This is a genomic window from Pseudomonas sp. PDM26 (genome assembly GCF_019219185.1).
In the GTDB taxonomy this organism is placed as follows: domain Bacteria; phylum Pseudomonadota; class Gammaproteobacteria; order Pseudomonadales; family Pseudomonadaceae; genus Aquipseudomonas.
This window is the reverse complement of record NZ_JAHUWC010000006.1, coordinates 282,582-295,130: the sequence shown is the minus strand read 5'-3', so window position 1 is coordinate 295,130 and position 12,549 is coordinate 282,582. Positions and strand designations below refer to the sequence as shown.

Below are 12,549 nucleotides of genomic sequence, written 5' to 3'. Positions count from 1 at the left end.
TATCTTGGCTCCTCACATGAGGAGGCCAGAGAATGCTTGTGACTGAGTCTTGCGCAGAGTCACTCAGAAGCATTCTGAGGATGGCCGGCCCATAAGGGCCGGCTACCTCACAATCAGACGATAGCCTTGATGTCTTCCAAGAAATCCTTGGGGTTCATCTCGACGTTCAGTCTCATGACCAGGTCATCGAGGTCGTCCTCACAGTACGACTCAAGCTCATCGTTGTTTGTGCACAACGAATGCATTTCATCCGACCGTTTGAAGGGATCGCACATCCCCATTTGTTGCCAGTACCGCAGGGCAGCAATGATGGTGTGCAGGTCTTCATCCTGTTGGATGAACAGAAGGCCGTCGCCGGAAGCCGAGGCCGGGGGCGACTCAGGAGCACAGATCTCCTGCTTCAGTATTTTCAATTGCCCGTTGGAATCTCTCACGATTTCGAGCGTGTGCTCTTCATCGTCACCGACCCATTCGGTATGCGAGCCGTATTGAGATCCGTTTCCGGTGTCAATGACATAGTCACTGATGTCAACCGAATCAAACCTCTTCTCCGTGATGGCGTGCATTTCTCCCTGGGTGAGATCGGCCGGAACCAATGCCACTTCAGAGTGACTTCCAATGAACATGCAATCAAGGTTGATGAGAAGCTTGGATTTTGTAGTCATGTCGTACTCCAGGATGAGGTACGGGACACGCCCCATCGGGACATGGCCCCGAATGGGTTAGATCAATTTGGCAAGTTGCGAAAAGGTGTTCAGGTGCTGCACCGCTGGGGTGACATTCCGAACATTACTTTTGACGTCCCCGTGTTCATAGACAAGATCACCGAGGTATTCGTCTTTGAAGCAATGAGCGTCATCTGGGTGGATCACATCCAGAACAGAGACCACTGTTGAAGCTGGGAGCCCAAAAAGCTGAACCCCAATCGGGTTTCCATCCTCCATGACCACCAATACCTGAGGTCGAAGATTTTCAATCGGCGAGTAGTTCGTGACCACGGCGCCGATGTGTTCATCGCTGACCGTGCTGAGGACACAAGTTGCGGTCCCCAGGTAGGACTGCAGAGTGGACTCAAGGTCACTCAATTTCGCAAGCATCCCCTTTTTGTTGGCCAGCCAATAGTGCTCATCGGCTGACACCAGGAACATGCGATGTTGACCAATGGCAACATCGCCATCGACCACCTCACCTAACTGCGAGACGTGGACGCTGTCCAGGTTTACAAACTCCCGTTGGCCCGCCTCGAACTTATCCAAAGCCTGCCTGAAACCTTCGAAAAGGTTTTTGGTGTTTGGCGAAACGGCAGTCAGCCAACACTCATGGGTGTGAGCCTGATTCGTTACGAAAACTTTGTAGAGTTCATTTTCAACGCCTTGTACGTATGCAAAAACTTTCATCATGGATCTCCGGTAAATGCGAAGCCATGACCCCGATGCGGGGTCATGAAGCCCCGCAGTGGGTTGAGTTGTGCTGGCGTGGCCAGCTTGTTATCACGAAGCCCTCAAGGACTTCGATGAAAGGAAAGATTCTTTTCTGAAGGCCTGAGCCTTCGCAAAAAAACCTGTTGTTAAGCGACTGTCACCTTTTCCCGGGTGACGCCTGGAAGTCGAGGATTCAAGCAGCGCTCCACCGGCAGGCCGGCAAGCTTCACTAGGTCATCGAACTTCTGAAGGGCGCACCAACCAGTTTCCGCGTCGTACCGCCCGCCTACGAAGACTGGGCAGAGGCTCGGAACATCAGCGCCGTAAACCTCAGGGCTGGCGAGGATCGAGTTAACGTCTCGCTTCCACTCATCAAATAACCATCGATTGAAGGTGGCCACGAGTTCGTCAGTCAGGGTTTCAGCTGGGTAGGTGCTCACCATCCCAACCTTTCCGTTGACCTGTTTCTCCCACTCCTCACGAGAAAGCGTGCAAGGCTGCTCGTACGGATCTGCTGCTATTCGGCATGCGAACCGTAACGCCTGGCCAACAACGCCATTCTCGATCGACTTGGCTTCGTAGGAGTGCGTCCCACGATAGCTGCTGATAAAGGCAAACATGTACTTCTGGGTAGTTTTGCAATTCATGGTCTTCTCCAGGTTGAGCGGGACCATGCTCCCGCAGGGAACACACCCCCGCAGGTTGAGTTTTTTAAGTCGAACAGGTGCTGGTGATCACGCGCGATGAAGTGTCCTTCACCACGAAAGCGATGGTCAGCAGGCTGTGAATCGTAGATTGCGCCCCATTGGAAGCGAGCTTGACCCCTAGCGAAGGAGAACCGCCGGGGCTGAGAGAAATGCTGGGATACCAGCTTCTTTTACCAAGTAGCACATGCTACCGGGTAACTGTTCAGGATTTTGCCTGGGCAAAGCGCCGCATGCAACCGGGGCATTTGCGCGCCCCGATTCCATGACTTCACAGGTTGTTCCAAAGCGCTCCTTCCGAAGAAGGATCGCGCCTCACGCGGCCATAAATTGGCCGGCAAGCAGTACCTTCGATGTATCGTTCGACATCAGTTGGCCACAGTAATCACCGCGGCCAAGCCGCACTGCGACGCCGAACTCCTTAATCAGCCTTTCGTACTGCTCGACTTGGACAGGGACAATTTCCCCATCCATGCATCGCTGCACGACTTCAGCCTGGCACGTAGACGGCAACTCAATTCGCCGCTCGTCACGTTCATACTCAAGATCACGAAGGACCAGGGTCTCTCGATCCGGAGCGCTGGCGATGATCGCCTTGCACGCGGAGGAGAGACCGGCGTCCCCTACGCTCTTGCCATACCACTCGGTCAAGTATTGCTTCGAGTGGTAAACAACGGTACGCCCTAGATCCCCGTAGTGAGCAATCTGCCGGCAACCGGTTCCGGCCTGGCCATTGAAAAGCCAATGAGAGTTGCGGCCCGTCTGGTCCAGGATCCCCAGAATTCTGAAGCCGTCGGTGACCTGGATGAAGGGCACGATGACCTTCTTGCCCAATCGGCCGCGGCCAACAACAGAAAAGCTCCAGTAATCCGCTCCTACATGTGAAACCAATCGCAGCTTCAACCGAGATCCTGCATTAATGAGCAGGCGTTGAACAACGATCAGTGCTTGGTTTGCATTCATGGTGTTTCTCCAGTTTGGCGCCGGACCATGCCCCACCGCGGGGACAGGGGCCCGGCGGTGGGTTTTAGTGACGAACAGTTGGGTCGATAGCAATGTGTTCGGGAATCCCGGCAAGAGCCCGAATTTCCTCGAATTCATGCATCCGAACCCAACCTATGGATTTGTCGTAGGACGCACCGACGTACACAGAGAAGTGCTTGGGCGTGTAGTCAGCGTACTTCTCGGGTTGACTCAGCATGATTTGTACCTGCTGTTGCCATTCCTCGAAGCGCAATCGATTGAACGTGGCCACGAACTCAGCCGTGAGCTTTGAAGGATCACCGTGGGTCACATAGCCGAATTGACCATTTTCCCACCGCTCAAACTCGGCCTCACTCAGGTTGCAGAAAGCCGGATAGCTCTCTCTGGTAACACGGACTGTGACGCGAAAATCACTGCCCAGGAATGAGCAGTCGTATTCATGTCTGCCCAGGTAGGACAGACGCCAGGAGACGCGTGCCCGGGGAGGCTGCATCACAAGGTTATTGATTGAAGTCATGGGTCATCTCCGAGAGTACGGACCCATCCCCAAGCGGGGACGGTGCCCGCAGGGGTTAAAAAGGCCGAAGCCTGTGCTGCGAATGCAGCTGTTTTCCTCTCCAGCACATGCCGGATAGGGAAATCACATTCGACAGGCAGTCCTGTTGGATGTGATCTGGAAAAACCCATCCTTGGCATGACCAAGGATGGTTGACACGTAAAAGTAGGCGCTAGGGTTTCGTAGCTCTGTGAAGAGCTATTGCCTCCAGCGCAACTGGATCTTCTGGCAGTAGAGCCACCCAAACCAGACGGCTATAGCGGTTGTACTCTGCCCGATCGACGAGCAGTGCATTGCCTGAATGAGGGCTCTCGAAGACCGATAGCTGCCCCTCAAACTGAATCGGGTGAGTCGAGTTGGTTCCAGATTTCATAGGCTCTCCTATGCCTTGAGGTGCATCACATGCGTGACGCACTTGAAGGTTGTTAGATTGATTGAGTCCTGGAATCAGGCCGCACACTGCGCCACTTCGGTTGTTTTCACCCAACCTTGGCCAAGCTCGTAACGAGCCGCTACAACATCCGGGTACGGTTGAATGAGCGGATCATCATCACTTATATCGCCATAGCGCTCTGGCTGGCTGCGTAGGCGATTCACACGCTCAGCGTGAAACTCCGTGCGCCATTGATTGAACGAAGCCACCAATGCCTCTGGAGGAGCCGTACGATCCATCATTGTCACGGTGTTGGTACGACCAACAACATCCCGCTCAAACTCCACATCGGACATACCGCTGAAGAACTCTCGCCGGCCCTTGAATGAATCGTCGCCAACCTCAATCTGAAAATACTGACCATCAACCCAGACGTCGTGTACCCACACCCCGTTGAATCGAAGGCGCTGGGCAAACTTAATCTGAGAGTTATTGGTGATTTTCAATTTCATTTTCTGACTCCTGGAATAGGCAGGGCCAGCCCCAAGCGGGACTGAACCCCGCAAGGGTTTATTAAAACTACGTGTAACTCTGCGAACACCTGGTTAGCGGTTAGCACCCACAGTGCGAACCATACGATCCACCAGCTCACTCTGCTCTGCTGGGTGTAGGGATCGGAATCGCAGATCCCAATGCTCAGCGGCGTATTTCACTACATCGCTGATTTCCCCGATCAGAACAGCGCTCCCGGGCAAACTAACCGTCAGACGGACATCGGCGACACAGTCGGTACCCAGTTCCTGTGTTTCCACGACCAGGTTCAACGGGACCAACCCCAGCTCACGAATCAAGCGTTCAGCGCCATCTTGGGTCGCTTCCGGCGGGATGCCGAGCTTGCCACCACCCGGGTAGGCAACACTTATGTGGTGAACAGGAGCACCTCGAAGCATGCTTCGGTCCACCAATGCATTTTTGCCACTAGAGGCAGTTGCTCCACCATAGACAGGCCCTGTCTCGATATCGATCGACTCAAGGCCGATCGACACGTTGGCAGTGCAGCCGGAAAGGGGCCAATCGCCTTCTTCCGGAATCACGTCGTAGACGACCAAGGCCGACTCGAGTTCATCCATGACAGAGCCCATGTTCTTGCCTGCACGGTGCAACAGCACCGCCTGAGCAGCATGGTCAACAACATCTGAAACGCCTGCAGCAGCCAGATTCACCACACGACTAGCATAGGGCTCTCCATGGCAATCAAAGATCGAAAGGGAAACCCCAATCGACGGCAGGTTTGGCGTGGAGATGTCATCGCGCAGCGAACTTACCACCTGTGAAAGCTCAGTCACCTTCGCAGCGTCAACAACCGTCAACTCATCACAGCAACCTGTGCCGTCTGCGGAGGTGATGAGACCGTCGGCAATAGAGATGAACTCATCGAGGAGGCCAGGCAACTTTTTCAGCTCATCAGGAATCAGAATTCCCAAGGCAGCAGCCTGTGTAAAAACCGACTGCAGCATTATGAAGTTGGGCATGGAGATCTCCGTTTCGAAGTGAAGCCATACCCCGGAGTGGGATATGAAACCCCACTGGGTGTTGAGTGCTGAATAATCAGCTTCAGTGCACCAGGTCATTCCGGCGCAGAGAATCTTCAAACGAGAGGGCACGATCCCTTTCGTTTGAAGACTCAGCCAGGGCCGCCATAACGGCGACCCTGATCGAGCATTCTTACTATTTCGCTTGTGCAGGCCCACGAGCAATAACGCGTGCTACCCAGGTGTTTCGTTGCACGATCCGTGTTTCGATCTTGTACGTTTCATCGGGTTGTTTGACACGCGCCTCTACCTCGACGGGTTGCTTACCAATGCATTTCAGCTGGACATGATCGCCCTTCCGAATGCTCTGCAGGTTCACCACACGCTCCAGGTCAATGCCCCAGACGTACTCATTGCGGCCAAGACGAACCAGATACGACATGGATTCGTTCTTGTCGAACTTGTAGTGGTAGTGACCGTATTGGGATACGACGCCCTCCTTAGCGCCTGACCAATCAACCTGGTTGTCGTCGGCCAGAACATCGGCCGGCAGAACATGATCAGCAATAGCGCCCATAGGCGTATCACTGTAGTCACCAGGTGGAACCTCCTCTAAAGGTGATTCCAAATGACCAGGCTCTGACAGGTACTCAGGGATGCCCCCAGAGTGTTCGCCGTAGCCCGCGTAATCATCGATGGATACCAACGGAGCATCGTCAACCACTTGATGGCTGGCGTGCGTCTCATACGCCCCAGGCGAGTGCACCAGAACGCGTGGCGCCGGCGGCATCTCGTAGTTGCAGATTGGCTCAACCATCGCTGCAGGAAAAGATCGTATCGACTCCTCTCCTACCGCCTTGAACTGTTTCAGCCGGTCGAGAAACTCGCCCCGGCGCCCCTGCTCGAATTGCTGCAGGTTTGCCGCCAGATGCCGGTACTCCTCGCGTGTACGAAGATGACCTGACGCCCGGTAAGGGAACAGTTCCACCGATGGAAAATCAAGTTTCGGTTGTGTGTTATAGCGCATGGTGCCTCCAAAATTTCAGGGGAAGCACCACCCGTTGGGGAGGTACCGCCCCAGCGGTTTAAGTTGACGTTGGTCATCAGGTACCACAAGCCAAGTGGCAAGGGCATCTACTACCAAATACCCTCCCCCATTATCTGAAGGAGGTATTCGTTATGCTGCGATTTGCAGCTGATCAATCACCCCTTCCCGGCGGCAAAGATCGACCAGGCTTTCACGGAACTTGTCGCAGTCGACACCAGCTGCGCTGATGCAGACCTTGAACGAGAATGGTGAAAGCTCATCACTCATGATCCATGCCCAACGATCTTTCCGAGTGCTGAGTGCTGCGCGCTTGTCCAAAAAGACACTGCACGCCTCAAACAGCAGTTTCTCCCTGAGCACATCGATATCGTCATCCGTCCAGTCAACAGGCCCCAACTCCTCCTCTGGCAGCGCCAGGAGGTCGAAGATAGAGACCTGCTGAACTTCGACTGCACTGATCGCTTGGTGGCGACGCGCGCGACGAACTTTTTTCACGAGGCTGTCAGGGAGCTCGGACTGAGACTGCTCTCCGAACAACATGGCTAATTGCATTGGTATACCTCCGGTTAGGAGGAGGTACGCCACCCCAAAGGGGGTGAGATACCCCCTTTGGGTTGAATCCGCTTTACGCGGCTTGTGTCAGAACCTGTTGAACCAGGCTGTTTAACGCAGTGCGCAATTCGCCGAGATCACTCAGGAATTGCCACCTGTCTTTACCAAAGACGTCATGGAGTTTCATTGTGTTTGCAGTCCCAAAAGCAACCGCGAACACATCGATTCCAGAATCCCTGCAACGACCAACCATGGCTTTAGCCTGATCAGCGTTGTCGGGATCGCCATCGGTAATAACGAACATCACTTTCCGCTCGCCCTTGGCCCTCAGCAGATCTCCAGCAGCTGGCCATATGGCATTTGCCAAAGGTGTACCACCGGTTGCTTTCAAACCAAAGCGCCCTTCCTGAATAGCGCCAACAAGCCGCTGATCATGCCGCTTCAAAACGCCAACCGCTGTGCCGTGGCCACCATTGCGAGGAAAAACCATCGCGCCGGTAGTCACACCAGCAATCCCCTCCAATGCGGAGAGAATTGCCACGGTTGCTTCCTCGGCAATCTGCAGTGCAGTTTTGCTTTGGCCCCTGACGGGGGAATCCATCGACCCAGATCCATCGAGCAGAATTTCGATTGCCGCATTGGTACGCTGCACGGGTTCTTGCTGCCGGAATATCCGGTTTTCCCCAACCCGAACCCGCGCTAAGCGCGAGGAATCGATTTTGCTACCCGTACGACGCAGACTTACGCGTGCATCGCGCGAACCCTGAATCAGTCCGTTGAGAACCTGGCGCAGTCCCATAGAGGCAAGCTGTCCATTCTGAACGACGATTCCCCCTTGAATGCTAGAGCCCACCGCATCCTTCACTACCGAGGCAGGTGTAGGAGTTGAATGGTCAACTGCTTGGCCTATCAGTTTTGCAGCTTCCCCGCCGACATCAGACTTAGCATCATCGAGGTCTGCATCCGTTGCAGAAAGTATCTTCTGCTTCAGTTTCCCAGCTGCTCCTCGACCGGCAGTAGCGCCGGCTGTTTGAGCATCATCGGGTCCAGCGGCATCGCTGCCAGGATCACCAGCACCTGCGGACGAACCACCAGCTTGTGCATCCGGATCATCTGCACCGCCTGATTGATCATTGGCAGATCCATCGTCTGCCCCATCACCAGGCTGGTTCTGGGGTTGTCCGCTTTGATCCGGCGGGTTCGACCCCTGACCAGAATTCGGCGATTGTTGGTTCTGTTGCTGACTCTGGTCGTCTTCCGGCTCTTCCTCATCAAGTACATCCAAGATGCGGTGGGTCAGTTGATAAACAGCTTCAGTGTCCGGAAGTCCAGCTACCTGGTTAAGCAATCCAAAAATCTTGGTACTGCGACCAGGTCCGAAAACCTCTCTCATTTTGAAGATAAGGTTGTCCGCTTCACGCTGGAGTGGTTGGTTGAGCAATTTAGCGCGCCCAACGATCAAGCAGCCATCGTGAAGCAGTACCGCCTCAGTCTTGCCTGACAGATCACTTTCGCCTCCCAGCACCTCTTTGGCCGTTACGGCTAAGGGGTGAATGGTGGAGTAGTGGTCGGTCATCATTCGCTTCTCGATTCGAATATCCTCGAGCAGGTTCAAAAACCTCCCAATGAACGGTGGTTCGAGTGCTGCTTTGTCGTACACCGTCGAATCTGTGTATTTGATGTGTGCCGACTCATGCGCCGTGTAGCCAAGGGCCACATTCAACATGGTGGGCGACGCCTCAATCATTGGAAGGTAGATGACGTTGTTCCTGGTACAAGCTTGGCTTCCGCCCCAGACAACGCTCACACCCAGGTCATCGCAGTAGTAGCGAGCGATAATCGGAAGTGCTGTTTGAAGTGAATTATTCATGGTGTTGCCTCCAGGTAGTGGAGACACACCTACCCCAAAGGGGGCAGATGTGCCCCCGAGGGGTTGGAATTACATGCAGAACTCGATGGCGCCACTTTGCAGCTCAACCAACGGCGCCACAATGTGGGCCGCGGGCAAAGTGCTTGTGTCGACAACGGGTGCTGCTTGAACTGCACTGGACTGGATTTGCTGCGCCAGTGCCGACAGCTCGCCAATGCTCATATCACCCTCAAGGGAGCTATCAGCCATCAGTTCATCAAGCGTGACGGTAGCTGCAGTGTGGCCAACATCCATTGAGACATTGGTTGCCAGGAGGTTTTCACCCGCCAGGTCAAACGCCGTCTCTTCATCATCGATCAGGAGTAGTTCCGGAGATTCGACTACGGCCGGAAGGGCAGTAGTAGCATCTACAACGAGCGGAGCCTGCACTTGAATCGAGGACTGGACATCGGTTGAGGTTTTCGAGAAGACCTCAGCCATTTTGAGAATTTTGGTTTCATCAGAAAGGTTCATGATCAGGCCTAACAGATCCTGAAATTGCGCCCCCTCGTATGGACCACTTTTAGGCAGCTTCCCGATCACGGTCATCATGTATTCGGCAACGTCCTGCACCTTCGGATTCAAGAAAGCCAGCGAGCTGAGTTTCTTGTGCATCTTGAGCATGGCGCTGACAGCCTTACGGCTGACAGAGCCCTTTCCAACGAAGCTGTTATCGAGAAGATCCTCAGCTGCATCGGCAATTTCCCGAAACAGCTGACCCGACAACCCCTGAACCTCCTGCTCCAAGCCCTTTGACAGCGAGGGATCCGAAGCATCGGGCACCACGCGGCAAAGAGTGAAGCGAAAGCCAAGCCGCTGTTGTACGACAGCCTTTGGAGTGATGGCGTTTTCAATAGCCTTTCGCCATTTAGGCTCACCGTTCCATTTGTTCATCCAGTCGAGGCAGATTTGATCGTACTTGCCGATGAAAATCTGAATCTGTTGGGTGAACAACCGCTGGATATCCTGCAGTTCGGTTGCAACCGCCGGTGCCACATCGTTTGGAAGACCGTAGCCCCCCATGAAGCGAACTCCGTTGGTTTCAAGCAGGCGAATTGCGCGCCGCTTCAGCCGATCGAACTCCTTGATCTCATCTGGGTCGGTGATTCGCTTACTACCCAATGAGGCCAGTTCCGAAGGGGGCAGATTGAGACCTACACCCAGGTCCTCAGCGCGCAATTTCTTGCGGCCAGACCAGATACTGACGTTCAAATCCACCAGCAAGAGCTTGCTGAGAATTTGAGTTTCTTGAACGAGATTAGAATTTTGCATGACGCACCTCCGGGAAAAGGAGGCGGTCTGCCCCATATGGGGAAGGTCGCCCCCAATGGGTTTAAGTAGGAATGCTGCGGATTTGAGTGAGTAGCTGTCACTTATCGCAGGTTGCTCACATGAGCAACGCTGAGAACCTGTTTTGCTATAGCCGAACTATAGCAAAGCAGGCTCGAAGGCGGGAGCCAATGGCCCCCGCTATCTTACCAATCGAACATTGGCAAATCTTCAATCTGCTCAGCATCAGCATCGAAAGCCAGATAGAGGATTCCCTGTGCGGGTTCAAGGCACCATTCAAGCAATGACTTGAACTCAGATGATGCACCCCGCTCAACAATAGCGTTTACCGTGAGCTCACCGATCGCAATCAAAAACCCATAACGGGTTTCGAAGACGACTGGGAGGAACTCAGCGGATTCACTGAAGCTCAGTCGATGATCAGCCGCGATTGTTTGAAGAAGCTGTACATCCTCCTTGCGAAGGTGGTTAGTGCACAGTTCAACGGCCTTACAGAGCGCTGGTGTCAAATTCATAGTTCAAACTCCGAATTACTTTCGGAGCTCCCCCCTTACGGGAAGAGCCCCGTAAGGGTTAAAGACAGAACACAGACTCGCCTTCAAAAGCATTGGCGAAGGAAGTGAGGTCCAAGGGTTTAGGCAGCACGCCCAGGGCAATCAAAATTTGAATACCCTGATTGTACTGATCAACGTTCAACAACCGCGTCAGAAAAGCATCGCATTCCTTAGCAGTAGTCAACTCAATGGAGTCTCCGCCGGCTGTGGCCAGGCTGAGTAGCTGACCACCATTGTTTTCCGGCCCCAGATTGACAGCGACTGCCGACAGCAGAAGTATCTTTTCTAGGTCTTCATCAGGCTTGAGCTCGCCAGAAGCGAGAGAGCCTTCAAGCAGAGCACCGAGTGATTCCAGCGACGATGACAGCCCCAGGCTGGCAGCTACAGGATCAAGATCCTGTAGTGCCAGTCGGATAGGCTCCCGCTGTGCTGATTCAACTGCACACGAGAAAAAAACACTCATGATTTACGCCGCCTGCAGCACAGGGTCAGCACCCCAAGCAGCACCGAATCCGTCCTTGGCAAAGGTGTGAACAACCACACGCATCGCTTTATCGGCACGGTTGGTAAGCGCTTCACGAAGAGCCTGGCCCATTGGTGATGGGAAGACTGCTTTTGCAGATGCGTTACCACTGTAGGTCGAAGCAATCCGAGCCCAACGCAGCAGCGAGCGCGTCGAGAACGTGATCGTCAGCCCAGCTTGGCCTGGCTTCAACTCCATTTCAGGGTTGCCAACAAATTGCTTACGCACATCGTTGGCGATATCGATCATCGTCTCGAGAATGGCAACGTCAACTTTTGGCATTGTCGAAGTGAGGATCTGAAGCTCCTCCGTTTTGCTCATATAAGATACTTCGAGCATCCGGCAACGGTCCCAGGTCGCAAGGTTCTGCGCCATGGTGCCGCCGTGGAGACCAGTGTCATCTCCCTGACCACGAGTGTTGCTCGTGATGACCAGACGGAAGTTCGGATGTGGGTAAATGATCTCTCCACCGTTTTCTGCAAGTACCAACGCGCCGCCTTCCAGCACCGCATTGAGACCAGCGAACACCGATGGATCAAGTACATCCGCCTCGTCAAGAACAAAAATTGCCCCCTCCTTCATTGCCAAGGCCAATGGGCCGTAGCGGAAAGAGGTACGTTGATCACCTGTAGCTTGATCACATTCGAGCGAGGTCGAACCAACCAGCTCAGGCATTTCCATCCTTGAGTGAGCGTTAACCTTGCGGAATGGCCAATTTAGACGCGCCGCAATTTGCTCGAGAATAGAGGTCTTACCGGCGCCAGTTGGCCCCACAAGGGACAGAAAGTCGCCACCATGTGAGTAGAGAAAGTTCATCACCGGCAACCGCAAAATAGTGCGGAAGTGGTAATGGGGATTGATCGATGGAACGAGGTTCATCAGTTCATGATCAGCCGGGAAGCCAGGAGCCAAAATTTGCGCTTCATTGCCGACACAGCCGAACGAGCTCATTGGGATAATGTTTTGAAATTTCATGGTGCAACTCCAGAAAAGAGAGACACCACTCCCCGACTGGGGAATGGATGCCCCAGGGGGTTTTAAGATTTGCTGTTAGAACGAACAGCTGCGTTATCGCTCCCATGCCACATGGCGAAGGAACAAAT

At 53.9% G+C, this 12,549-nt stretch carries 14 protein-coding genes; all 14 read right to left on the bottom strand.

What is annotated here, in order from left to right:
• Window positions 1-113: 113 nt before the first annotated feature.
• The gene (locus KW849_RS14680) at window positions 114-665 is read right to left on the bottom strand and encodes a hypothetical protein (protein WP_218430029.1); all 552 of its coding nucleotides are present in this window, start codon (window positions 663-665) and stop codon (window positions 114-116) included.
• Window positions 666-722: 57 nt separating this feature from the next.
• Window positions 723-1,400 carry a hypothetical protein gene (locus KW849_RS14675; RefSeq protein ID WP_218430028.1) on the bottom strand — a complete coding sequence of 226 codons (678 nt, stop codon included), beginning with the start codon at window positions 1,398-1,400 and terminating at the stop codon, window positions 723-725.
• Between the two features lie 167 nt (window positions 1,401-1,567).
• Window positions 1,568-2,068 carry a hypothetical protein gene (locus tag KW849_RS14670; RefSeq protein WP_218430027.1) on the bottom strand — a complete coding sequence of 167 codons (501 nt, stop codon included), beginning with the start codon at window positions 2,066-2,068 and terminating at the stop codon, window positions 1,568-1,570.
• 372 nt (window positions 2,069-2,440) lie between these two features.
• Window positions 2,441-3,088, bottom strand: coding sequence for a hypothetical protein (locus KW849_RS14665; RefSeq protein ID WP_218430026.1), 648 nt, complete (start codon window positions 3,086-3,088; stop codon window positions 2,441-2,443).
• Between the two features lie 64 nt (window positions 3,089-3,152).
• A complete protein-coding gene (locus tag KW849_RS14660; RefSeq protein ID WP_218430025.1) occupies window positions 3,153-3,626 on the bottom strand; it encodes a hypothetical protein in 474 nt (157 codons plus the stop codon).
• Between the two features lie 486 nt (window positions 3,627-4,112).
• Window positions 4,113-4,550: a hypothetical protein gene (locus KW849_RS14655; RefSeq protein ID WP_218430024.1), complete on the bottom strand. Its 438-nt coding sequence runs from the start codon at window positions 4,548-4,550 to the stop codon at window positions 4,113-4,115.
• A gap of 93 nt (window positions 4,551-4,643) precedes the next feature.
• Window positions 4,644-5,570 carry a hypothetical protein gene (locus KW849_RS14650; RefSeq protein WP_218430023.1) on the bottom strand — a complete coding sequence of 309 codons (927 nt, stop codon included), beginning with the start codon at window positions 5,568-5,570 and terminating at the stop codon, window positions 4,644-4,646.
• Window positions 5,571-5,766: 196 nt separating this feature from the next.
• The gene (locus KW849_RS14645; protein ID WP_218430022.1) at window positions 5,767-6,597 is read right to left on the bottom strand and encodes a hypothetical protein; all 831 of its coding nucleotides are present in this window, start codon (window positions 6,595-6,597) and stop codon (window positions 5,767-5,769) included.
• A gap of 150 nt (window positions 6,598-6,747) precedes the next feature.
• Window positions 6,748-7,170 carry a plasmid-related protein gene (locus tag KW849_RS14640; protein WP_218430021.1) on the bottom strand — a complete coding sequence of 141 codons (423 nt, stop codon included), beginning with the start codon at window positions 7,168-7,170 and terminating at the stop codon, window positions 6,748-6,750.
• A gap of 73 nt (window positions 7,171-7,243) precedes the next feature.
• Window positions 7,244-9,040 (bottom strand): VWA domain-containing protein, encoded by a 1,797-nt coding sequence (locus tag KW849_RS14635; protein WP_218430020.1) that lies wholly within the window; start codon window positions 9,038-9,040, stop codon window positions 7,244-7,246.
• 69 nt (window positions 9,041-9,109) lie between these two features.
• On the bottom strand, window positions 9,110-10,351 hold the full coding sequence (locus tag KW849_RS14630; RefSeq protein WP_256357228.1) for a DUF3150 domain-containing protein: 1,242 nt from the start codon (window positions 10,349-10,351) through the stop codon (window positions 9,110-9,112).
• A 203-nt stretch (window positions 10,352-10,554) separates the two neighbouring features.
• Window positions 10,555-10,884 (bottom strand): hypothetical protein, encoded by a 330-nt coding sequence (locus KW849_RS14625; RefSeq protein WP_218430019.1) that lies wholly within the window; start codon window positions 10,882-10,884, stop codon window positions 10,555-10,557.
• A 58-nt stretch (window positions 10,885-10,942) separates the two neighbouring features.
• Window positions 10,943-11,386 (bottom strand): hypothetical protein, encoded by a 444-nt coding sequence (locus tag KW849_RS14620; protein WP_218430018.1) that lies wholly within the window; start codon window positions 11,384-11,386, stop codon window positions 10,943-10,945.
• Window positions 11,387-11,389: 3 nt separating this feature from the next.
• Window positions 11,390-12,421: an AAA family ATPase gene (locus KW849_RS14615; protein WP_218430017.1), complete on the bottom strand. Its 1,032-nt coding sequence runs from the start codon at window positions 12,419-12,421 to the stop codon at window positions 11,390-11,392.
• Window positions 12,422-12,549 lie beyond the last annotated feature (128 nt).